This is a genomic window from Pseudomonas sp. X4, assembly GCF_040784925.1.
Taxonomy (GTDB): Bacteria; Pseudomonadota; Gammaproteobacteria; order Pseudomonadales; family Pseudomonadaceae; genus Aquipseudomonas; species Aquipseudomonas putida_Z.
In genome coordinates this window covers 5,736,321-5,756,534 of the sequence record NZ_CP160798.1, presented here as the reverse complement: position 1 = coordinate 5,756,534, position 20,214 = coordinate 5,736,321, and the positions used below count along the sequence as shown (strand labels likewise).

Here is a 20,214-nt window from a genome sequence, read left to right as displayed (position 1 = left end):
GTGCTTGCTCGCACGCGTTTCATGCTTTGGACGGCTGTGGCGCTTTCTTGCCCAGTCGGATCAGCTCATTGGAGAAGCACAGGCCGAAGAGAATCAGCCCGGCCCCCAGGTACAACGTGTCCCGCGGTACTTCATTGAGCACCACGAACGCCAGCAGTGCGGCAAACAGCGGCTCGGTCAGCTCCAGCGCCTGGACTTGCGAGGGTTTCAGGTACTCGATGGCCTTGGTGGTACAGAAGAAGCCGAGGATGGTCGGCAACGCGGCCAGCGCCAGCAGTGCCATGACCGCCACCAGCGACAGCTCGCCAATGTTGAACCCATCGGTTGCAGCCGGCATCAGCAGGTAGAGGCTGCCGAAAAACAATAGTTGCCGAGTGAAATGCAGCCCCCCGGAAACGCCCATGCGCTTCATGGCAACCGAAAATGCGCCATAACCGCAGCCTCCGATCGAAGCGAGCACTGCACCTTGCAGCGTAAAGCCTTGTTCCAGGTCGGCGCCAAAAATCACGGCAATGCCAGCTATGGTCAAACCGGCGCCTACCGTCGCGTTGGCGGTGATCGGGTCCTTGAGAACTATTCGCCCCAGTAATATCGAAGATATGGACGCGCTTGCCATCAGGATCACCACGACGCCTGCCGCGGCGTAATGGCTATAGGCCGAGGTTTCAAAGTGGAACAACACAAAAATGCCGAGAAATGCGCAAACGGCAGCATGGAACCACTTGGCCGTATGCAGGGGCCGCTTTAGAAACAGGAGCAATGCTGACAGCAACAGGCAGCCGAGGACTGTTTTTATCAGGGCGATGCTGCTGGAGCTGAATCCACTGTTCATCAACACTTTGCTGAGTACGCCGATCGTTGCATTCAATGCAGCGGCGAAGAGTGCAAAGAGTACGCCTTTGCCGAAATGAGATTGCATTTGTACATTCCTTGTTATTGGCTTTATGCCTTCGCCCGGTCGACATGCAGGCGATTGCGGCCCGCCTGCTTGGCGATATAGAGCGCCCGGTCGGCGCGTTCAATCAGCGATGGCGGGCTTTCGAGGGCCGCTCCATCGGCGCAGGCGATGCCGATACTGGCGGTCACATGCCCGAAAGGGCTGCCTTTGTGAGGGATAGGTTGCAAGGCCAGGCGCTCGAGCATCAGCCTGGCGACGACGGCCGCTCCGTCGTTGTCGGTATCGGGCAGGATCACGGCCAGTTCCTCACCCCCGTAGCGTGCCAGCAGGTCGCGAGGGCGGCGGATGCAGGAAGAGAGCAGGGCAGCCATTTGCTGCAGGCAGGCGTCGCCAGCCGGATGCCCGTAGGTGTCGTTGTAGCGTTTGAAATGATCGATGTCGATCATCAGCAAAGCCAGCGTGGTGCCGTTTCGATGGGCGGTGCGGATTTCCTGGGTCAGCGCCTCGTCAAAGCAACGCCGGTTGGCAAGCCCGGTCAGCGCATCGTGCATCGCCAGGCTTTCGAGCTGCTGGTTGCTGTCAAGCAACTGCTGTTGGGTCAGTCGAAGCTCGCTTTCGACCGCACTTCGCCGGCTCATGGCGCGAATCAGCAGCCAGCCAATGGCCCCGATCAGTGCCAGCAGCGCAGCGACCACCAGTGACGACAGCAGCGCCTCGAGCCGCCAGGCCGAGAGTGCTTCCTGCTTGCCCAGCGCGACCGTTGTCACCAGGGGTAGCTTGTCGCTCTTGCGAAACGCATAGAGGCGCTCCACGCCGTCCAGGCTGGAGGTGAACGATGCGGTGCCCGCTGGCTGGTCAACGAGATACTTGGTAAAGATGGGCGACTTCGAAAAGTTGCGCCCCATGTCCTGTTCCCGAAATGGGTAGCGCACCAGCATGGAACCGTCGGTGTAGGCCAGCCCGATGGCACCGTCATGGCCGACATCCAGTTTGCCGAAAAGCTGCAGGAAGTTCTCCACGCCAAGCGTCATGGCGACAACGCCGGCGAACTCGCCGTGGTCATCGTTGAACCGCCGGCTGATGGTGATCACCCATTCCTGGTTGACGCGGCTACGGATTGGCAGCCCGATGAAGGGGGCGCGGGATGGGTCGTCACGGTGGTGGATGAAAAAGGCTCGATCGCTGCTGTTGGCACCGACGGGGGTCGGCTGGTTGGACGACATCAGCCAGCCTCCGTCTCTGGCGTAGATCATGATGCCGCTCATCGGCGGCATCAATGGTTGCTGGCGCTTGACCAGTTGATCCAGACGTTCGATCTGCGCAGGCCCGGCGCCCTCGGTTTCCAGGCGCTCGACCAGGCCGAGCAGCAGCATCGAGCTCTGCCGGACGATACCTTCCGAATAGGTGGACAGTGCTTGGGTCAGGTTCAGGCCATGGACATTGACGTCTTCCAGGGCGCGCTCGCGAGAAGCCATGACCTTCCACAGCGTTAACGATGCGAGAGAGCAACCGATGACCGATAGCAGTAGCACAACGAGGTGGATGTCACGCTTCACGTCAATTCACACGCCTTTTTCCCTAAAGACCAAGTTGAGCGTCGACACGCTTTAACTAACCAGACGGTCAGGAAGTAACCATCTGGTTCATGTGCAATAATATAACACCGAAGTTGCCGGAGTGTTCGACAGAATTACGCGCTCTGTCAGAACCCGTTTGTTATCTTCCGCCAGGATTTGCAGAAGTGTGAACATGACGAGAGGGCAAGTAACCCTGGACGTAGCGCACGGTCTTTTCCAAAGTTCGCGCCATGTCGGGATGTGCCAACTGATACTTTCGTTCCAGTTGCTGGCTGTCACTCATGTCGAAGCGCTGCGTTTGGATGAAGTTCAGTGACTCGGCGCTGATCGACAATCGGGTGGCCAGGCCGGGAATCGCCAATAGCCACTTCAGCAACCCTATGGGTACATGGCGGCGGGGGGCCTTTATATCCAGCGTTTGTGCCAATTGTTCGAGCATACCCTGCAGGTTCGGGGTGTGCTCATACAGCGCCAGGACCTGCCGGTTGGCCATCGACGGGTCGAACGCCACGCAGATCATCATCTTTACCAGGTAATCGACGCTGACCAATGGCAACCAGTGCCTGGCGGAACCAGGGACAGCCTTGAACCGGCCCAGTGCCAGGTTTCGAATGAGGTCGGCCAGTGGTTGCCCTTCAGGGATATGCCCGCTCTCGCTATGGCCACACACCGTAGCAGGATGAACGATCGTGTAATCCGCGCCTGCCTCCTGCATGTAACGGATGACTGCAAAATGGGACTCCAGCTTGCTGCCTTCGTAGCCACCCACACGGCTGTAGACTGCAGGCCAATTGGTGTGTTCAGGGCGCTCGTGATCAACCCCGATACTTGCCAGATGAGTAAGGTTCTGCAGCATATAGCCGCCCACCATCAGCAAGCGGATACGCTGGCTCGCCGCGAGCCTGGCGACTCTCAGCGCCCCTTGTACATTGACTGCGCGGGCCTGCTCCATTGTCAGGCCCCAGGTAAACTGCGCCGCGAGGTGGAAGACCACAGCGACTGAAGCTACGCATTGCCTGTCTGTTTCGCTGAGTCCAAGCCCCTCCCTGCTGATGTCTCCTTCAACTGCATTTATATATGCAGGGTTACCTCCCAGTTGGCTTACTTGCGCTTTGAGGCGTTCGATATTTTCAGGGTTGCGCATGAGCACCCAGGTCTTGTGCCCTGTCGCAGTAAGACGGGCCAGTAGGTGTTGGCCGACAAACCCACTGCCGCCGGTAACGAAGCATTCCACGCTCATATCTGAATCCTTGTCTGGATGATTGGCGCAGGCTAAGGTGTAGAGCGTACTCTACAGTCAAGGAATTTTTACTGTGAATGTTGGAGAGTTGGAGCGCCGGAGTGGAGTCGGCCGCCATACACTGCGCTATTACGAGCAACTCGGGCTTATCGTGGCCCATCGCCAAGCCAACAATTACCGCAGCTACAGCGACCAGACCGTTGTTGATCTGGCCTTTATTCAAAGCGCCCAGAGCGGGGGTTTCTCGCTCGCCGAGATCGGCGACATCCTTGCAGCCAAGCGGGGTAATACGATCGATTGCGCGCAAGGCGCGATGTTGGTAGCCAGCAAGATGGCCGACATTCAAGCGAAGATCACCACGCTGCAAGCCGCCTATGTTCTTCTGGACGCGGAGCGTGCAAAGCTTGAAGCCAGTGCCATTGCCAACGGGCTGACCATTCCTCACCTGCCTGCGATTTAGCGTGGCTCGACGCCGTAGCTTGTTTATTCGCAATTATTTCTCATTTACACTTGTGTCTTGTTTCGGGGCCTACCTCTTATTCAGGATGCATCGTGTCGTTCGATCCCGCCAAACCGACGCTGCTGTCTACATTGGTACGTCACTATGACGATCTGGTGGACCACATTCGCCGACGCTTCGGCGACAGAAGCATGGCGCGCGATGTAGTGCATGACGTGTGCGTGCAATTGCTTGAGCGCGGTGAGAAAGACGACGTCCGAACCCCACTGGCCTTGCTACGAAAAATCTCCCACGACACCGCCGTGAGTCGCTATCGTAGCGATCGCCGCCGAGGCGCCTGGGTAGAGGCTATCTCCGAGCTGCCTGAGGTGGCCTGCCCGGCAGCCACCCCGATGACCAGGTATGACAGCGAGCGCGAGTTTCAACTGCTCGTCGACGCTATCACAGACCTCCCACCTCGCTGTCAGGCTGTTTTCGTCATGCACAAGATTCACGAAATCCCCCAGGCAGAAGTAGCCGCTCGCCTCGGTATCTCCATCAAGACAGTGGAAAAGCACCTGCGCCTGGGGTTGGCGGCGTGCAGGCAACGGCTTGGGCGCGATGAGGTGCATCCATGACCAAGCAGCCCGAACAGGCGCCGCTGGACGAGGCCCTGGGGCGACATCGTGAAGAGCTCAAGCAGCGGTTCCCCATGCCGCCGTCCAGGCCTGCGCCCTCGAAAGCGGTGAAGTCGGCAGGTATCACGCTGGCGCTTGCGATCGCCTTTGCAGCCCTGGCCTGGCTTAACCCCGCCTACAAGAGCGAGCGTTTCGCTACCGCCATTGGTGAGCGGCGCGCTGTGCTGCTGAGCGATGGAAGCAAGCTGCTGCTCGACAGTGGCACGCATGTCGATATCAGTTGGCGTCTGCTCAGCCGCGAAGTCGACCTGCGCGCAGGGCAGGCGCTTTTCGATGTGTCCTCGGCCGTGTACCGCCCCTTCGTGGTGTCCGCTGGCCTGGCGAAAGTCGAGGTGCTCGGTACGCTGTTCAATGTTCGCCGCCTGGATAACGACGCGGTGCGTGTGTCCTTGGCCCGTGGGCGCGTGGACGTCACCGCGGCGGCTGCAGCACAAGCGCCTGTCACCCTCAGGCCAGGGCAACAGGTCGACTCGATTGGCGGGCAACTGATGCCGGTTGCGAAGGCCGACGCCTCCAGGGCGATGGCATGGAAAGATGATCGCATCGTGTTCGAGCAGACGCCGCTGGATGAAGCGGTGTCGTTGCTGCGCCTCTATCGCAAGGCCCCCATCGAGCTGAGCGACCCAAGCCTGGCCGCACTCAAGGTGACAGGGGTGTTCGAGGCGCACAATGTCGACCTGCTACTGGATCTGCTGCCAAGCATCCTGCCCGTCGCCGTGCTGCGAGAAGGGGATGGCAGCGTCCGGATTCAACCCAAATCGACAAGAAAATAATTCTCAGGCGCAGGTAGGGTTTCTCGATCCCCATGGCGGCTACTGAAAAAGCCCAACCATAAAAAGGAACTCGAGAAGTGCATTTTCCCCTCCGCAGTCGCCAAATACGCCTGTCATTGCTCGCCAGTAGCCTGCTCATCGCAATGTCGGCCCAGGGCCGGGAAAAGGTGAACATGGATCTCCCCGCTGCGCCGCTGGGCGAGGCCATCAATGCGCTCGCACAGCAGTCTTCGGTGCAGATCATCTTTGCCAGCGATCTCGGTGCAGGCCGAAACGCGCCTGCGGTGAAAGGGCGGTTCACACCTGAGGAAGCACTTCAAACGCTGCTCAAGGACAGTGGCTTGCAGGTACAGGCCAAGGATGAGCGCACGTTCGTCATCGTCGCGCAGGGTGCCCCTGCATCCAGCCCCGCAACCCAAAGCGTGCCCGTGGAAATGGCGCAGATGGAAATCACCGCCTCGCGCACCAGCAGCAGCCTGGTTTCCGCAACGCGGCAATCCACCGTTCTGGAGCATGAACAACTGCAGGAGCTGCGCCAGGGTTCAGAGAGCCTGGCCACGGTACTCGCCAAGGCGATTCCGGGCATGTCCGACTCCAGCCGCACCGTCACCGAGTATGGCCAGACCCTGCGCGGGCGCAGCATGCTGGTCATGGTCGACGGGGTGCCGCTCAATACCAACCGCGACTCTTCGCGCAACCTGGCCAACATCGACCCGGCACTGATCGAACGGGTCGAAGTCATCCGTGGCAGCAGCGCCATCTACGGCAGCGGCGCCACGGGGGGCATCATCTCCATCACCACACGGCCTGCTGGTGGCGAAAACCGTGCCGAAACCAGCCTGAGCGTCACCTCGCCACTCACCCGCCTGGGCAGCGATGGCCTGGGGGGGCAGTTCCAGCAGTATTTCGCAGGCTCTCAGGGTGCGGTGGACTACTCGTTCGACTTCGGTACCCGCCACATTGGTGCCTCATACGATGCGCACGGCGACCGGATCGCCCCGGAGCCCAGTCAAGGCGACCTGTTCGATTCGAACATCTACAACATTGGCGGCAAGCTGGGGCTGCACATCGACGAGAACCAGCGAATCCAGCTTGCAGTCAGCCACTACGACGCCCGCCAGGACACTGACTACGCTACCGACCCAAGCGTCGCGAAACTCCCCGCAGGCTCTGTGCCGGCCAATGCGATCAAGGGCCTGGACCTCGACGAGCAGAACCGCATCCGCAACACGCTGGTGAACCTGGAGTACGAGAATCTCGATATTCTCGGAAACCGGCTTTCTGCCCAGATGTACTACCGGGACTACTTCACCCGCTTCACCCCGTTCGACGCCCGGGCCGTTGCCACCCGCGGCGGCAACATCGACCAGATCATGCAGAACAGTGAAGTCTTCGGCAGCCGCCTGACCCTGCGCACGCCACTTGGCGACAGCGGCAGTACCGAGCTGGTGTGGGGTGGCGACTATAACCAGGAGCGCAGCGACATGCCGCTCGACGTCTTCGACCCGGCGGCTTATGACGCCAGTGGCGGCCTGGTATTCGACAAGACCGGCAAGCTCACCTACATGCCCCCGCTGAGGACGCGAAGCGCCGGAGCGTTCGCCCAGCTGCAGCATCGCTTCGACGAGCATTGGTCTATCGACGGCGGCCTGCGCTACGAATACTCCACCGCCGAGTTCGACGACTTCGTCCCGTTGTCTGAATCCACGGCTGCCTCCCCGGTGGCGGTGAAGGGTGGCGACATTCATTACGATGCGGTGCTGTCGAACCTGGGCATCGTCTACTCACCGGTACTCGGCCAGGAAATCTACGCCTCCTTCAGCCAGGGTTTCCAATTGCCCGATGTGGGCATTCAGTTGCGCAATGCGCGCCGTGGTTTCGACATCGACGCATCGAACCTGGAGCCGGTCAAGACCAACAACTACGAGCTTGGCTGGCGAGGAGAGCTGGGCAGCAACACCCTCGGTACCTTGGCGCTGTTCTACACCACCTCCAAACTGGGGGATGTGCAAAGTTTCAACAATGGCCTGATTCTGACCCGCACCAAGGAGCGCATCTACGGCGCTGAAGCCAGTGCCGATTGGCTATCGGACGATGCGGTGTGGGGCGCAGGGGGGAGTGCGACCTGGATGCGCGGGCGAGAAAAACCGGACGGCAAAGGCTGGCAAGACATGACCGGCTATCGCGTTCCGCCGCTGAAGCTGACCGCCTACGTGCAATACAAGCCGACCCTGGATTGGAGCAACCGCTTGCAAGCCACGTTCTTCGACGCCAAGGACTACAGGCTCGATGGCGTGGACAGCTTTGGTCGACATCAGGTGAGCAGCTATACGACAGTCGACCTGATCAGCCAGTACCAGATCTCCGCTGACGACAAGGTTAGCGTCGGCATCCAGAACCTGTTCAACCGCGACTACTACCCGCTCTACAGCCAATTGCTGCGCAATAACAACAACACCAGCCACTTGCCGGCACCCGGCACTGTGTTGACTGCCAGCTATACGCACAATTGGTAAGGTGCTGAGCAATCACCGGGCCGGTATCGAGCCCGGTGGTCATTTACATGTTTCGCTCTACCAGGCATGAGGTAGGTGGAGCGGGCTATCTATATTGGGCAGATAGCGCTCAGCGCCAATGCTGTCGGCCTGGGGACAGTGTTCAGACAGTTTGCGTTGCTGCTGTACAGGTCAAGCCTGCGGGCTACCCGCTGAAAGCGGCAGTTGATCGCTGCATGCCTGGTGGCATGGCTGGTGCAGTACTGTGTTGAATGCCCAGTTGAGGTCTGATCACATGGAACCCGTCAGCCTGCTACCCAAGCTCCTTGTTCGCAAGCCCGTCAGCGCTGATGCCGCTGCCATTGCCATCCTTCACATTCGCAGCTGGCAGAGCGCCTATGAAGGGCTGTTGTCGAGCCGTTACCTGAGCGCCCTGGACAGCAGTGTGGAACGCCGTGTGGGTTTCCTGAGGCAGGCAATCGAGTCTGGCAATCCTTCCATTCGTGTAGCCGAATTGAATGGGCAGGTGGTTGGCTGGGTTTCCTTCGGCCCTAGCCGCGATCTGGACGCTGTGGATTGCACTGCCGAACTGATGGCGATCTATTTGGCCCCGGCCTTCTGGGCGCATGGCATAGGTACGGCTCTGTGGGCAGAGGCCCTGCAGGCGATAAGGAACAATGGGTATCAGCAGGTCTGCGCATGGGTACTTGATGGCAACGAGCGCGCCAAACGCTTTTACCTCAAGCACGGTTTCACTGCGCAAGCTGCAAGCCAGCGCGTCTTTGAAGAGAACAGTGAGCCACTTGCGATAACCCGCTTTGGCTTGATGCTCGAACCCTGACGAGGCTTTTTCGCTCTGCGTGCTTCAGGCCAAATGGCACGAACAAATGGCGAATCGAAGGAGAGCGCACATGGATTTGCTCATTGCCCCGGCAGCCCCTGAGGACCTGGCAGGCATCGCGGCCGTGACGGTGAAGGCTTGGCAGACAACGTTTCAGGGCATCCTGCCGGATGCATTTCTGGCCGGGTTGACCATCGAGGCTCAGCAACAACGGCATCGGGCCCTGTTCGCCGTTAGTGGAGTGATCTACCACGTGGCCAAGGTAGCGGGCGAGATCGTCGGCTTCTGCTCGGGGGGGCCGAACCGAAGCCCGGCGTTCGCGGAGGCTAACGAGCTCTATGGTCTTTATCTGCTGCCGCATTGGCAAGGGCAGGGCGTTGGGCGGCAGTTGCTGCTGGCCGTGGCGATGCAGCTTCAAGCGCCGGGCCGGCAAGGTTTGCTCGCCTGGGTGCTGACGGATAACCCGAATCGGCACTTCTACCGACGCTGCAGTGGCCAGGAGGCGTCTGTACGGTCCATTGAACTGGCAGGGCAATCGTGGTCGCTGACTGGCTATCGTTGGTCGTCTGCCCCTCCAGCCGATATCCGAGTGTTCAATCCAGACCATTACCTTGAAACGCTCGGTGGGCGCGTGTTCAGCCAATCGCGCAACGCCGACGCTTGGCGGCTCACCCTGCTGGCGCTGGAGGCTGCGCTAACGCGCAGTGGCCCGAAAGCGCGATTGCTGTTGGTCGTGGGCATGCAAGCTGCGGGGAAAACCACCTGGATCGAGCAGCATCGTGGGGCAGGGGATGATAACGGTTGCCTGTATTTCGATGCAGCACTGCCGCGGCGCGTGCATCGTGCGCCACTTCTGGCGTTGGCCGCGCGCATTGGCGTGCCGGTCTCGGCGGTCTGGGTTCGTGCCTCGGTGGAGCAGGCACTGGCACGCAATGCGTTACGCCGCGCGGATCATCAAGTGCCGCGGGAGAGTATCGAGGCAGTTGCGGCTGCATTCGAGCCGCCTTGCAGGTCAGAGGGGTTTGTCGAGGTTGTCGAAGTAGCGGGCAACGATTGAGATGGCCACTCCTCCAATCGCGTGAAGTAGAACCTGGCTTAACCTGGTTCGCCAGCATGGAAGCCTTCCTGGAAAACGGTATTGACCTCGAGTTAAGTGGAGGTTCTAGAGTGTCGTCCGGACTCTCTCGCTACTTCCGGAAACGAACTCACAAAGGACCAGGAATGGACACTCCGACCTCACTGCTGATTTTCCAGATCACCTGCTGCATTGGCTTGAGCCTGTGGCTGAGCATCAGCCTGATCAACAACCTGCATGCCTTTGCCAGTTCGGCCGGGGCGATCGGGGCGACCATGTCGATGGCGCCGCTGGCCCAACCTCCCGCAATCAGCCTCCCACTGCTGGGGCGAGCGATGACCTCTCCCTCTCTCCATCGCCTGGCCTTGTCGATCATCGTGCTGATACAGGCAGCCGCCGCCCTCGCGGCCTGGGTCGGGTGCTATGAACTGGTGCTTGGCGCCGGCCTGGAGGCTTCGTTGCCCTGGTTGAACCTGGCCTTGAGCGCAACGCTCGGGTTCCTGCTCGCGATGCTGCTGGGCGGGATATGGTTCGGCTACTGGATTCGCCAGGAAGGGTTGCAACTGACCCATCTGCTGCTGATGGTCTGGATCCTGCTGCACTTCGTCGTACTCAATGTCCGGTGGGGTTGATCGGTCAATGGATACTTGCAGGATGCCAGGAAGGAGCAACAGATGAAGACGATGATCGTAGGTGCCAGCAGAGGGTTGGGCCGTGCCTTGCTCGAAGGGCTCGGCAAGCCAGGGGACACGCTGATCGGCGTATCCCGCAAACAGCCGGTCGACCTGGCCCTTGCCTCGGGCATCGATCTGCACTGGATCGATGCCGACCTTGCCAAGCCAACGGCGGCTGTAGCACAGATCGCGGATCTAACACCTGCCGATCTGGATGTCCTGATCTGCAACGTCGGCATCTGGGAAGAACATGCCTTCAGCGAGCACTACGCATTCCTCGACGACAGCGACGAATCGATCGCCAGGCTGGTCGAGGTGAACATCACCGCCACGCTGCTTCTGCTCAAGCGGCTGGTGCCGAAGCTGCTGGGTGCGCCCCGGCCGCAGTTGATCCTCACCGGTTCGACCTCGGCCCTTCGCCAGAGCGGGCGCCCGGAGGTGGCGTTCGGCGCTTCCAAGTTCGCCCTCAACGGCATGGCTGATGCGCTACGTGAAGGCTTCAGGGATGACAACCTGGCGGTGACCGTGCTTCACCTGGGTTACCTGAATACCGAAGACTCCCTGAACGCGCCATTGGCACAAGCCGCAGCACGAGGCGAACGGCGCCAGGTACCGGTGCATGATGTGGTCACCATGGTCGACGCGCTGTTGCGCTTGTCCGGGGCTTCGTTCGTAAGGGAGCTGATCTTGCCGGCGATCGGCGATGAGCGCTTCTGACGCCAAAGCTGCCATTCAGCCCTCACGTTTGGTGGCTGTGCTGCCTCCGGTACTCGCCCGGTGTCATGCCTGTCCAGGCTTTGAAGGCGCGCAGGAAAGAATTGGCATCCATGAACCCGATCAGGAACGCAATTTCCCCGGGGGACAGGTTTGAGCGAGACAGGTAATGGCAAGCCAGGCCCTGACGCGTGTCATTGAGTATCTCCTGATAGTTCAGCGCCTCGTCTGCAAGATGACGCTGGAGCGAGCGCTTGCTCATCGCCAGACGACTGGAGACATCATGGATGCTGCTCCGCCCGCTCGGCAGCATATCGAGCAGCGCGCTGTGTACTCGTTCTTGCGTGGTGGCGCCGGCTTCGAGCTTTGAAAGCCGCGTCCGGAGTTCCGGCTCGAAGAATTGCCACATGGCAACGTTCTCGGTAAGGAAAGGGCGCGCAGCATCTTCTTTGGAAAAGCGAATACGATTGCAGTTGCCTTGTCGCAAGCTACATCCCAGGAACTCTTCGCACGGTTTTGCTGGTTCGGGCAGCGCAACCAGCTCTGCCTCCAGCGGGGTGATCGTTTGCCTTGTGGCGAGGCGCGCCAGGTGGGTAAGGAAAACCAGTTCCATCGCAAGGAGGCTGCGCGGGAGCGGACGGTCGTATCCATAGCACTCGATAAAAACCTCGGTGTAAGCGTCGTGGAAGACCACATCCAGTGCCAAGGGACCACACAGACGCTTGTATTCGGCAAGCCGGGTGAGCGCTACGTTGAAGTCGGGGCTGCACAGGCAAGCAAAAAGAGCCGGATCGAAGGCTTCGACTGAAATGGCACCACCGAGTCGGAGCGGTAGATGCGACTCTCCGACCAGCTGCTCAAGGCTTTCGAAAAGTCGAAAATACTCAGGTGGCGAGAGCACGGAGTCCTTGCGGCTGAATAGATCAGCCGGTAGCTCGGCCAAGGCCAGCAGGTCCCCAGGCGCAACTCCCAAATCAGCAATGATCACCTTCCACCCAGCATGCACGGCGAAATTCTTGGCTTGTTTCATTATCGAGGCATCTCTTTGCAGCACATTGCCGTAGCACGCAAGTCAGCAAGGCGAACGGGTAGGGCTTCTCTGGCCTTCTCAGGATGCCTTTTCCATTGCCTTGCGGGACATCCTGAGCACCAGTTTGCGAGGCAACAGCGGAACAATCCAGTCGAGCATGACGCGCAACTTGCCTTCATTGAACGCAACCAGTTCACCGCGCTCCATGGCCTGGTAACCGCATTGCGCCACGGATTGTGCCGTCCTGGCATTGTTCCAGGCATCCACACCCTGCAGATCACCTGCGGCGACGAAACCTGTTGCGACCGCGCCCGGGCACAGCGCAGTGGCGGTTACACCGTATTCTCGGGTTTCCTCGGCGATAGCCTGGGTGAAGGATGTCACGAATGCCTTCGTGGCGTAATAAACCGCCTGCAGGGGGCCTGGTATGAACGAGGCGGTCGACGAGACGTTGAGAATACGCCCGCGTCGACGCAACACCATCGCCTTCAGATAATGATGGGTCAGAGCGGTAAGCGCGGTCATGTTCACTTGCATCATGGCTAGATCGGCAGCGATGTCGCGTTCGACGAACTTCCCGTGGCCACCGAACCCGGCGTTGTTGATCAGAACGTCGATGGACAACCCCAATGCTTCGGTGGCAGCAAATACCCGATCTGCTGCGCCAGGATCGGCCAGGTCTTCCACGATTACATACACTTTCACGCCGTATCGAGTCTGAAGTTCCTGCTTGATGGACTCCAGCTTGTCACGCGAGCGCGCTACCAGGAGGACATCGCCACGCTTGGCCGCATGGAGGCGTGCCAGTTCCAGTCCGATGCCACCCGAGGCGCCAGTGATCAATGCGGTGTCAGTAACCATGTTTTCTCCTTGCTTGGTGCAATACGTTTGGGCAAGGAGATGCTACGGTGCGGGTTTGGGGATGGCACTAGCACAAGATGCCATGGCTAATTCCGATTGCGCCAAGCTGTGGTTCGCGCAACGCGAGCCAATTCTTGTTTATTACTTGAGAGTGACCGCTTTCTAGCCGGCGCAGAGATTTGGTGTAGCCGCGGTCGAGCCGCAGCTGGCATGCTTGTCTGATCGCTAGCGGGAAGACGCAGGGAGTCTACGATGGAACGGTCTTGCATCACTTATTACCTGGAAATGACCTCGGCTTCCGAGCTGCAGGAAAAACCACAGCGTCACGACCTTCAGATCATCGAATGTGAAGTGCCTCAGGCGGAATTCAATCGGTTTCTCTACAAGCTGGTAGGAACGCCCTGGGAGTGGGGCGATCTTGATAGCTGGAGCAGTTCCGAATGGCAGGCACTCGTTGAACAGGAGTGCCACCATACCTGGGTTGCCTATCACCGTGGCGCGATAGCTGGCTATTACGAGCTTTATCGCCCCGATGGCTGTAACTGCGAAATCCGCTACTTCGGGTTGGCACCGCAGTTTCTCGGGTGTGGTTTCGGCGGGGCGCTCTTGAGTCACGCTGTTCGATCTGCGTGGGAATGGCAAGGTACAGAGCGGGTGTGGGTACACACATGCACGTTCGACCATCCTGCCGCGCTTGGAAATTATCAGGCGCGCGGATTTCGTGTTTTCAAGCAGGAGGAGACGCAGCCAAGCCAATGAGCGCTGACGCCAGACTGCGAAAGCTCGCCATGGAAGAAGGCGGCCGTTCACGAGTGGCCGTTTTCGACCCCTTGCTGCCGGTGAGCCGAACCGCAATCTCTGTGGGAGCGGGCGCGCCCGCGAAGAATCAAACGCGGAGACTGGCACCGGCTGCGCCGGTGTTCGCGGGCATGCCCGCTCCCACAGAGTGCGCATGGCACTCACGACATCAGTTTTTTTCAGCGTCTGCTTTGGGTCGGTTAGCGACGGTCTGCCCTCGACCGTCGCTTTGGATGGTCAGACCTCCGTCTGCTCTGCCATCTCCAAGGCATCGTCGACCTCAATCCCCAGATATCTGACGGTGCTTTCAAGCTTCGTATGGCCAAGCAAGAGTTGGACTACCCTCAGATTCTTGGTTCTACGATAGATCAACGACGCCTTTGTTCTTCGCAGCGTGTGGGTGCCGTACAGCGCTGGATCAAGGCTAATGGCTGTCACCCAGGCTTTCACTATTCGAGCGTATTGCCTGGTGGAGAGATGAGCTGAACCGTGTAGCCGACTTGGAAACAGACAGTCCTCGCTACGGAGATGAGCCTGGTGCATCCAGGCTTCCAAAGCCATACGGGTTTGCTCGGTGATCTCAAATTGCACTGGATGGTGAGTTTTCTGCTGCATCACGATCGCTCGTGACGACACATGCTCTCCATGGGCTACGTCCCGTACACGAAGCTTGGTTAAGTCGCAGGCTCGCAGCTTGCTGTCGATTGCCAAGTTGAACAACGCCAGATCCCTGGATTTCTCTGCGATCTGGAGACTTACCCGGATGGCCCAGATATCTCTGAGTCGGAGCGGGGCTTTCTGCCCGACTAGCTTTCCCTTGTTCCATGGGCGATGGGTGTAGATAGCAGCGGTTTTCATGTGTTCTCCTCCGCGTTAGAGGAGGACAAGGGTGAACTCGATGCGATGGACGGTCGCTAACCGACCCGTTGCTGCCGGTGAGCCGAACAGCAATCTTTGGGGGAGAGACTGTCTTACTCAACTTTCGAAAGCAGGCTCGATCCGTGTGGGAGCGGGGTTCACCCGCGAAGCAGGCAACGCGTAGGATGGCACGGGCTTCGCCCGTGTTCGCGATTAAAGGGGCTGATTACATAATGACGTTCAACCCACCTTTGATCACGCATTCGCTTCGGTCGCCACCCATGCTATCAGGTAGAAAGGCCGTAAGGTCGTAGGGCAGCAAGAGGGTGTCCAGCGCAAAAGAAAACGGCGTATCGATCAGAAATGGCCAACTGCTCAATGTGTCTGGGTGATTTGCCCAGGCCCAGGATGCACGTGTGCCGTGATAAACGCAGCGTTCCCCACTCATGTGGCCAATAGTGCTGAAGCAGCCGCCTAGAGATAACACGATTACAAGCAGCAGAATTTTTGCAAGCATACATTCCCTTGTGATTTGGTTGTCGTCCGTGGCGATGAAGCTCAATCGGGGCGCACTGGCAGCATACATCCGATTTCAAGAGCCGGGCGTGGTGCATCAGTGTGAGCTGGTTTATTCTGCGCGGCCTGCATCAGGACTTACAAGGACGTCCATGATTCCTGTCGATATGCCGCTCATGTTGCTCGGCTACATGATCTACATCTTTTCCGAAGTTTTTCTCTGGCTTTTCATCGCCGGCCTGATCGCCCTGCTGATTCCGCGAAGCCGTCGTTATATGGTGGCGCGGCGCTGGAGGTTCGGTTTGTTGCTGATGTTGCTGGCAGGCGGCAGTGTGCCTTACATCGAGTCCACCAACAGCCTCTGGCAGGATTGGCGTTCGCACAATCCCCGTCTCAAACACGAGGAAGTGCTCGGTGACCTGGTGCTTCCGGCTGGTACGCAGGTCCACCTGCAAAACCTGGAGCCTTTCAATGACCTGTCCGGCGATCCCGTGCCCTATGGCATGCAGAGCCTGGATCATGCTGATTTCGACCGCACGCCAGGTAACATCATTGGCATGCCTGTGCGCCGTCTGAAACTGGCGCAGGGCCACGGTTTCGCGACGGTCGAGACGCTGTCGGCCCATGACCTGGCAGGATGGAAATGTGCGCCAGGGGAGGTAGAGTTCCGCTTTCCATTCGGTGCTCATTTCATGTTTTCCAAGTGGAAAATGCACCAATGCACGCTGGCGCCAGGTACCGAGCTGGGCGGTATTGTCTGGCCTGGCCCGGTAGAGGTGTTCTCAAATACCACGGGTTGGGAGGCTAGGTCCGAGCAAAGCCCGGTCAAGCTACTGGGGATCGAACTGCGCTCACTGAGCATGATGCTGGATCGCCCATATGGGGATGGGCGCTGGTGGCGAGGCTCCGCAAACCAGCCCTTCAACTTCGGCGCTATTCACTATCCGGCCGATATCCAGGTCAGCTTTGATCAGGGCCAGATGCTGTTTAGCCTGCCACCGGACGCACAAGCTCAGGATCGACGTACTGGAACGCTCATCGAGGGCGGGCAGACGGTGGTGCAGAGCATGGCCGGTGGGGTGCTAGGAATACGTACCAACGACTCTATGGGAGTTTATTTCCCTGACGAACTCATCGTGCGCTGAGGCTGAATGAACTCAGGCGGGTCGCAGAGAGTGCCTCCGTTTTATGCAGCACTCACTTGAGTTATCAGCAGCGCCGCCATAGGTAGGCGCCGCTCAAGGCAAAGCAGCCGGCCACCAGAAACGTCCATAGATTCAGCCAGCTAAGAACTACAAGCGTATCGGACACGCCCGATGCGTTGCTGCCGCTTATCCCGGCGCCACTAATGCCCAAGATGACCAATCCTACCAGCGGTGCAGTGATCAGGTAGAGCCAGCCAAGAAAGAGAAGTCGCCGCCGCGTCAGAAAGGCCCGAATGTCCTGGGATCGCCGCTTCATGCCGAAGATCTTGCACGGCAATGTGATAAGTGTCCCGATGGCGTAAAGCCACATGCCAAGAAGCACGATTGCTACACAGTCCATAGTGTTTATTTCTCCTGGGGCTACCGTGAGGGGCTGGCATCGGGATTCGTTTACCACGAGTGGCAGCTATGGGTCGTTAGCAGCCATCCACGACCGACCGCTATCGACCCATTGCAGACATTCACCAGAGGCTACAATACAGCACCAGATCACCAGCAACTGCCTGCACTAATCAAGCGCAGGCTCATGAAAAGGAAGTCAAGCAAATGGATGTACTTTGCACCTCTCTGGACGAAGTCCGCCAAGGGATCGATGAAATCGACCGCAACCTCGTTTCGCTTCTCGCAAAACGGGGCCGGCTTGTGACGCAAGCAGCTGCCTTCAAGAAAACCACCCATGATGTGCGTGCGCCTGCTCGGGTTGAGCAAGTGATAAGGAAGGTTCGTGAAATGGCTGACGAAACTGGTGCCTCGGCTGAGGTCGTGGAGCAGGTCTACCGGGCAATGATTTCGGCCTTCATCACTGAAGAACTGGCCACCCATGCGAAGCTGGCCAACGAACCTTCAGCATCTTGATGACAACGCGGGGCTCATCCAAAGCCCCGCCGCTTTTCCTCACCCACTACCTTTGACTCAAAGCCGCAATCGAAACACCAGATGCGACAAAGGTGAGGCCAGCGCCCACATTTAGCCCATTTACCAGCCGCGGCCGCTGGTACAGGTAGCGAGATAACACCGTGGCGAAAATGCCCATCAAGGCAAAACCGAAGGCTGTGAGTACAGCAAACCACACCCCGTAAACCATCATCTGCACGCTGACCGATCCGCGAGCCGGATCGACAAATTGGGGAATGAATGCCAACACGAACAAGCCAGGTTTCGGGTTGAGCGCAGCCGAAAGCAGACCGGTTAGAAAAATGCTGGGCAACGATTGCCGGGAAGTCGGCTGAAAGCTGATCAAACTGCGCGCGCGCAAGACCTTGATGCCGAGCCAGAGCAGATAGCCAGCACCAATGAGTTTGATCACCCAGAAAGCGACTACCGAGGTTTGCATCAGAAGGGTCAACCCTAACGAAGCGGCTGCGACGTGAAACAGAATGCCCGCGCCTGACGCCATGCCGGATACGGCAGCTGCGACTTTGCCCTGGCTGAGACCACGGCCAATGGCCAACAGGTTGTCAGGGCCCGGCGCCAATACCAACAGCACGCAGGCAGCAGTGTAGGCAAACCACACATTCATTGGAAACACGGCTCTCTCCTTAAGCCTGATAAAGCATCCATCCTGACGGTGGGGTATGCCAATGGCAAGGAGGAATCTCAAGGATTGTTGGCTGAGTTGTCCAAGTCAGCGACAAACGCTATGTCCGCAATGGGTCGTTAGCAGCCATCCGCGACCGACCGCTATCGACTCTTTGCAGCCATTCTAGGTACCAAACCAAGAGCGACTCAAGAATCACATCCGCACGTGAGCGATCGCCTTTGCTCTTGACCCGTCGTCGTCGCCCCCTAAAATGGCGATCCCAAATCAAGGAACGATTTCATGATCACCTGTCATGTCCGGTACATCATCGACCCCTATCAGATCAATGCGTTCGAACGCTATTCTCGCTCTTGGATTCCAGTAGTAACCCGAATGGGTGGCCAGCATCACGGCTACTTCCTACCGGCTGAAGGAGCAAATAACGTCGCGTATTGCCTCTTTAGCTTCTCCGGCCTTGCCGACTACGAACGGTATCGGCAAGAAGCCGCAGTCGATCCTGAATGTTTACGTTTGGTTGAGGAAGCGTCCGAATTGAAGTTCATCGTGAGCTACGAGAGAACCTTCCTTCGCCCTTTGCTTGCGTGATGCTCAGGCAACCTCAGCGTCATGCGTATTGAGTCGGTCTGGACTAACACCGTCACGTCCATGCGAGTTTCAATGGGTCGATAGCCGCGCCCCCTATGCGTGGCTGAGCTACGCACTGAAACAGTTGCCGCATGCGTCAACAGTTGGTGACTTCGAAGCGTTGTTGCCGTGGAACTGTAAGCCAGTAATGCCACGGTAAACTAATAGCTCACCTTGTGGGCAGGTGGGGTTCATAAATTGGTTAGATTTTTTAAGTAAGGACACAAGCATGACCAAGTACAAACTCATCCTGCTCCTGCTGGCGACTGCGGCAATGGCGGGCTGTGTAACCACCGAGCAGATGCCGGACGGCACCACCAAGATTCGCTTTTCGGACGAGGCTGTCAGTTCTCTGACCTCGATGATGCCCAATGCCCTTGTGACCGGGGTTGCGGGTGGTGCAGGTGGGGAGGCGGTCAACCTTATCCCCACTATAAGCCCGCTGGGGACCGGTGAGCCACTGTACCTCAATGGGCAGTTCGAGCTGCAATGCGCATCCGCTTTGCTTTACAGCGCAAAGTCTGGTCGGCCGCTGGACGCGCAGATCAGCAACAGGTGCCGCTCCAGCTACTTCTTGCGCCAGGAGCAGCTCAGGATGGCGGGCAAGTCCTATGATCGAGGAGCGCCAGCATATGATCCTTCAAATCCGCCAAATGAGTACTGGTCCAAAGTGGTGAGTCGCACGGTAAACCAGTTGGCGGCTAAGGATAAGTTCATTGCACGGTTTGCCGGCTACCCGCGGATCGAGAGCGGTGGTGGCATCACGATTTCCGTACGTTTGCTGGGGGAATCCCAGGGGACTTACGCTGCATTGGCGACCACGCCAGCGCGTACGCCGGTTGTTCTGGATGATGCGGGGTTCGAGCTGGGTATGCGCCAGCGTGCGGCACGTGTCGGTAACCAGGTCGTGGATGCTATCGCGTGCGATGCGGTGCTCGCATATAGCAAAACTGTTGATAAAGGGCCCAGGCCATCGAGCATTGATGCAAGTTCGTACACGCGCTATGAGGTATTGTTCACGGTTGCATCCATGGGGTGCAAGGACAGCACCCGGCAGTTCAAGACTGCTTCGCGATAGCGCGTGAATTCACCGGCTGTTGTCGGTTTTGTGCCTGCATTTCTGGCTAGGGGTTCATGTTCCAGATGCCGTCTGCGGCTGACTCGATGATCCCTGTGGTGGGTATATCGGCAGCGTTCAGCCAGTCTTGGCTGACGTCAGCCTGCTGTGCGGCACTTTAGTGGGCAAACTCGCGAGCCAGGATGGAGCCCTCGACCGACGTTACGAGCGCTGGGTAAGCCTGGCCATACTCGCCCAGCACGGGCTGCATGTGTTCAACTGCAATTTTTCGACATTCATT

At 58.7% G+C, this 20,214-nt stretch carries 22 protein-coding genes and 1 pseudogene; 14 read left to right on the top strand and 9 right to left on the bottom strand.

The window, feature by feature from the left end; all coding sequences use genetic code 11:
• Positions 1–19: 19 nt before the first annotated feature.
• The 3 genes from ABX298_RS25585 to ABX298_RS25575 form a co-directional block, all read right to left on the bottom strand.
• Positions 20–919, bottom strand: a complete 900-nt coding sequence (locus tag ABX298_RS25585; RefSeq protein WP_075045491.1) for a DMT family transporter — start codon at positions 917–919, stop codon at positions 20–22.
• A gap of 23 nt (positions 920–942) precedes the next feature.
• A complete protein-coding gene (locus ABX298_RS25580) occupies positions 943–2,454 on the bottom strand; it encodes a diguanylate cyclase (protein WP_367393852.1) in 1,512 nt (503 codons plus the stop codon).
• 160 nt (positions 2,455–2,614) lie between these two features.
• Positions 2,615–3,715, bottom strand: coding sequence for an SDR family oxidoreductase (locus ABX298_RS25575; RefSeq protein WP_367393851.1), 1,101 nt, complete (start codon positions 3,713–3,715; stop codon positions 2,615–2,617).
• 73 nt (positions 3,716–3,788) lie between these two features.
• Between ABX298_RS25575 and ABX298_RS25570 the strand changes: the two genes are divergently transcribed.
• The 8 genes from ABX298_RS25570 to ABX298_RS25535 all read left to right on the top strand — a co-directional run bounded on the left by ABX298_RS25570 (position 3,789) and on the right by ABX298_RS25535 (position 11,427).
• Complete coding sequence (locus tag ABX298_RS25570; protein ID WP_050706059.1) at positions 3,789–4,175, top strand: MerR family transcriptional regulator; 387 nt, start codon at positions 3,789–3,791, stop codon at positions 4,173–4,175.
• A 92-nt stretch (positions 4,176–4,267) separates the two neighbouring features.
• A complete protein-coding gene (locus tag ABX298_RS25565; RefSeq protein ID WP_025339489.1) occupies positions 4,268–4,792 on the top strand; it encodes an RNA polymerase sigma factor in 525 nt (174 codons plus the stop codon).
• The gene (locus ABX298_RS25560; protein WP_367393850.1) at positions 4,789–5,625 is read left to right on the top strand and encodes a FecR family protein; all 837 of its coding nucleotides are present in this window, start codon (positions 4,789–4,791) and stop codon (positions 5,623–5,625) included. Before ABX298_RS25565 ends, ABX298_RS25560 begins: the two co-directional genes overlap by 4 nt.
• Before the next feature lie 77 nt (positions 5,626–5,702).
• The gene (locus ABX298_RS25555) at positions 5,703–8,141 is read left to right on the top strand and encodes a TonB-dependent siderophore receptor (RefSeq protein WP_367393849.1); all 2,439 of its coding nucleotides are present in this window, start codon (positions 5,703–5,705) and stop codon (positions 8,139–8,141) included.
• A 274-nt stretch (positions 8,142–8,415) separates the two neighbouring features.
• Positions 8,416–8,961 (top strand): GNAT family N-acetyltransferase, encoded by a 546-nt coding sequence (locus tag ABX298_RS25550; RefSeq protein WP_157896965.1) that lies wholly within the window; start codon positions 8,416–8,418, stop codon positions 8,959–8,961.
• Positions 8,962–9,031: 70 nt separating this feature from the next.
• Positions 9,032–10,018 carry a GNAT family N-acetyltransferase gene (locus ABX298_RS25545; RefSeq protein ID WP_286100046.1) on the top strand — a complete coding sequence of 329 codons (987 nt, stop codon included), beginning with the start codon at positions 9,032–9,034 and terminating at the stop codon, positions 10,016–10,018.
• Between the two features lie 164 nt (positions 10,019–10,182).
• Positions 10,183–10,668, top strand: a complete 486-nt coding sequence (locus ABX298_RS25540; RefSeq protein ID WP_084785207.1) for a DUF2165 domain-containing protein — start codon at positions 10,183–10,185, stop codon at positions 10,666–10,668.
• 42 nt (positions 10,669–10,710) lie between these two features.
• Positions 10,711–11,427 (top strand): SDR family NAD(P)-dependent oxidoreductase, encoded by a 717-nt coding sequence (locus ABX298_RS25535; RefSeq protein ID WP_367393848.1) that lies wholly within the window; start codon positions 10,711–10,713, stop codon positions 11,425–11,427.
• A 22-nt stretch (positions 11,428–11,449) separates the two neighbouring features.
• On the opposite strand, the gene ABX298_RS25530 is transcribed toward ABX298_RS25535, so the two are convergent.
• Together ABX298_RS25530 and ABX298_RS25525 are read right to left on the bottom strand one after the other, a co-directional pair.
• Positions 11,450–12,454, bottom strand: a complete 1,005-nt coding sequence (locus ABX298_RS25530) for an AraC family transcriptional regulator ligand-binding domain-containing protein (RefSeq protein ID WP_367393847.1) — start codon at positions 12,452–12,454, stop codon at positions 11,450–11,452.
• A 78-nt stretch (positions 12,455–12,532) separates the two neighbouring features.
• A complete protein-coding gene (locus ABX298_RS25525) occupies positions 12,533–13,315 on the bottom strand; it encodes an SDR family NAD(P)-dependent oxidoreductase (RefSeq protein ID WP_367393846.1) in 783 nt (260 codons plus the stop codon).
• A 252-nt stretch (positions 13,316–13,567) separates the two neighbouring features.
• Here ABX298_RS25525 and ABX298_RS25520 point away from each other — a divergent pair, with 252 nt between their 5' ends.
• Entirely contained in the window at positions 13,568–14,074 is a 507-nt protein-coding gene (locus ABX298_RS25520) for a GNAT family N-acetyltransferase (RefSeq protein WP_367393845.1), read from the top strand.
• Positions 14,075–14,350: 276 nt separating this feature from the next.
• Here the strand turns inward: ABX298_RS25520 and ABX298_RS25515 are convergent, their stop codons facing one another.
• Positions 14,351–14,971 carry a tyrosine-type recombinase/integrase gene (locus ABX298_RS25515; protein ID WP_317409810.1) on the bottom strand — a complete coding sequence of 207 codons (621 nt, stop codon included), beginning with the start codon at positions 14,969–14,971 and terminating at the stop codon, positions 14,351–14,353.
• 226 nt (positions 14,972–15,197) lie between these two features.
• Positions 15,198–15,488, bottom strand: coding sequence for a YceK/YidQ family lipoprotein (locus ABX298_RS25510; protein WP_075046995.1), 291 nt, complete (start codon positions 15,486–15,488; stop codon positions 15,198–15,200).
• A gap of 151 nt (positions 15,489–15,639) precedes the next feature.
• Here ABX298_RS25510 and ABX298_RS25505 point away from each other — a divergent pair, with 151 nt between their 5' ends.
• Positions 15,640–16,632 (top strand): hypothetical protein, encoded by a 993-nt coding sequence (locus tag ABX298_RS25505; RefSeq protein WP_286100041.1) that lies wholly within the window; start codon positions 15,640–15,642, stop codon positions 16,630–16,632.
• 64 nt (positions 16,633–16,696) lie between these two features.
• Here the strand turns inward: ABX298_RS25505 and ABX298_RS25500 are convergent, their stop codons facing one another.
• Positions 16,697–17,032 carry a hypothetical protein gene (locus ABX298_RS25500; protein WP_075045479.1) on the bottom strand — a complete coding sequence of 112 codons (336 nt, stop codon included), beginning with the start codon at positions 17,030–17,032 and terminating at the stop codon, positions 16,697–16,699.
• 206 nt (positions 17,033–17,238) lie between these two features.
• Here ABX298_RS25500 and ABX298_RS25495 point away from each other — a divergent pair, with 206 nt between their 5' ends.
• The gene (locus ABX298_RS25495) at positions 17,239–17,547 is read left to right on the top strand and encodes a chorismate mutase (protein WP_075045478.1); all 309 of its coding nucleotides are present in this window, start codon (positions 17,239–17,241) and stop codon (positions 17,545–17,547) included.
• A 46-nt stretch (positions 17,548–17,593) separates the two neighbouring features.
• Here the strand turns inward: ABX298_RS25495 and ABX298_RS25490 are convergent, their stop codons facing one another.
• A complete protein-coding gene (locus ABX298_RS25490) occupies positions 17,594–18,220 on the bottom strand; it encodes a LysE family translocator (protein ID WP_075045477.1) in 627 nt (208 codons plus the stop codon).
• A gap of 291 nt (positions 18,221–18,511) precedes the next feature.
• Here ABX298_RS25490 and ABX298_RS25485 point away from each other — a divergent pair, with 291 nt between their 5' ends.
• From ABX298_RS25485 to ABX298_RS25475, 3 genes and pseudogenes are all read left to right on the top strand, one after another.
• A complete protein-coding gene (locus tag ABX298_RS25485; RefSeq protein WP_075045476.1) occupies positions 18,512–18,817 on the top strand; it encodes an NIPSNAP family protein in 306 nt (101 codons plus the stop codon).
• Positions 18,818–18,893: 76 nt separating this feature from the next.
• Positions 18,894–19,016, top strand: a pseudogene (locus ABX298_RS25480) (transposase domain-containing protein); the annotation flags it as partial.
• Between the two features lie 69 nt (positions 19,017–19,085).
• Positions 19,086–19,934 carry a hypothetical protein gene (locus tag ABX298_RS25475; protein ID WP_075045475.1) on the top strand — a complete coding sequence of 283 codons (849 nt, stop codon included), beginning with the start codon at positions 19,086–19,088 and terminating at the stop codon, positions 19,932–19,934.
• The last annotated feature ends 280 nt before the right edge of the window (positions 19,935–20,214 follow it).

What these genes read in the sequence shown, in the direction of transcription:
- ABX298_RS25540 (WP_084785207.1), top strand. Translation starts at nt 10,183, where the DNA reads ATGGACACTCCGACCTCACTGCTGATTTTCCAGATCACCTGCTGCATT.
- ABX298_RS25585 (WP_075045491.1), bottom strand. Translation starts at nt 919, where the DNA reads ATGCAATCTCATTTCGGCAAAGGCGTACTCTTTGCACTCTTCGCCGCT.
- ABX298_RS25535 (WP_367393848.1), top strand. Translation starts at nt 10,711, where the DNA reads ATGAAGACGATGATCGTAGGTGCCAGCAGAGGGTTGGGCCGTGCCTTG.
- ABX298_RS25530 (WP_367393847.1), bottom strand. Translation starts at nt 12,454, where the DNA reads ATGAAACAAGCCAAGAATTTCGCCGTGCATGCTGGGTGGAAGGTGATC.
- ABX298_RS25495 (WP_075045478.1), top strand. Translation starts at nt 17,239, where the DNA reads ATGGATGTACTTTGCACCTCTCTGGACGAAGTCCGCCAAGGGATCGAT.
- ABX298_RS25485 (WP_075045476.1), top strand. Translation starts at nt 18,512, where the DNA reads ATGATCACCTGTCATGTCCGGTACATCATCGACCCCTATCAGATCAAT.
- ABX298_RS25520 (WP_367393845.1), top strand. Translation starts at nt 13,568, where the DNA reads ATGGAACGGTCTTGCATCACTTATTACCTGGAAATGACCTCGGCTTCC.
- ABX298_RS25560 (WP_367393850.1), top strand. Translation starts at nt 4,789, where the DNA reads ATGACCAAGCAGCCCGAACAGGCGCCGCTGGACGAGGCCCTGGGGCGA.
- ABX298_RS25545 (WP_286100046.1), top strand. Translation starts at nt 9,032, where the DNA reads ATGGATTTGCTCATTGCCCCGGCAGCCCCTGAGGACCTGGCAGGCATC.
- ABX298_RS25505 (WP_286100041.1), top strand. Translation starts at nt 15,640, where the DNA reads ATGATTCCTGTCGATATGCCGCTCATGTTGCTCGGCTACATGATCTAC.
- ABX298_RS25525 (WP_367393846.1), bottom strand. Translation starts at nt 13,315, where the DNA reads ATGGTTACTGACACCGCATTGATCACTGGCGCCTCGGGTGGCATCGGA.
- ABX298_RS25550 (WP_157896965.1), top strand. Translation starts at nt 8,416, where the DNA reads ATGGAACCCGTCAGCCTGCTACCCAAGCTCCTTGTTCGCAAGCCCGTC.
- ABX298_RS25575 (WP_367393851.1), bottom strand. Translation starts at nt 3,715, where the DNA reads ATGAGCGTGGAATGCTTCGTTACCGGCGGCAGTGGGTTTGTCGGCCAA.
- ABX298_RS25515 (WP_317409810.1), bottom strand. Translation starts at nt 14,971, where the DNA reads ATGAAAACCGCTGCTATCTACACCCATCGCCCATGGAACAAGGGAAAG.
- ABX298_RS25475 (WP_075045475.1), top strand. Translation starts at nt 19,086, where the DNA reads ATGACCAAGTACAAACTCATCCTGCTCCTGCTGGCGACTGCGGCAATG.
- ABX298_RS25500 (WP_075045479.1), bottom strand. Translation starts at nt 17,032, where the DNA reads ATGGACTGTGTAGCAATCGTGCTTCTTGGCATGTGGCTTTACGCCATC.
- ABX298_RS25510 (WP_075046995.1), bottom strand. Translation starts at nt 15,488, where the DNA reads ATGCTTGCAAAAATTCTGCTGCTTGTAATCGTGTTATCTCTAGGCGGC.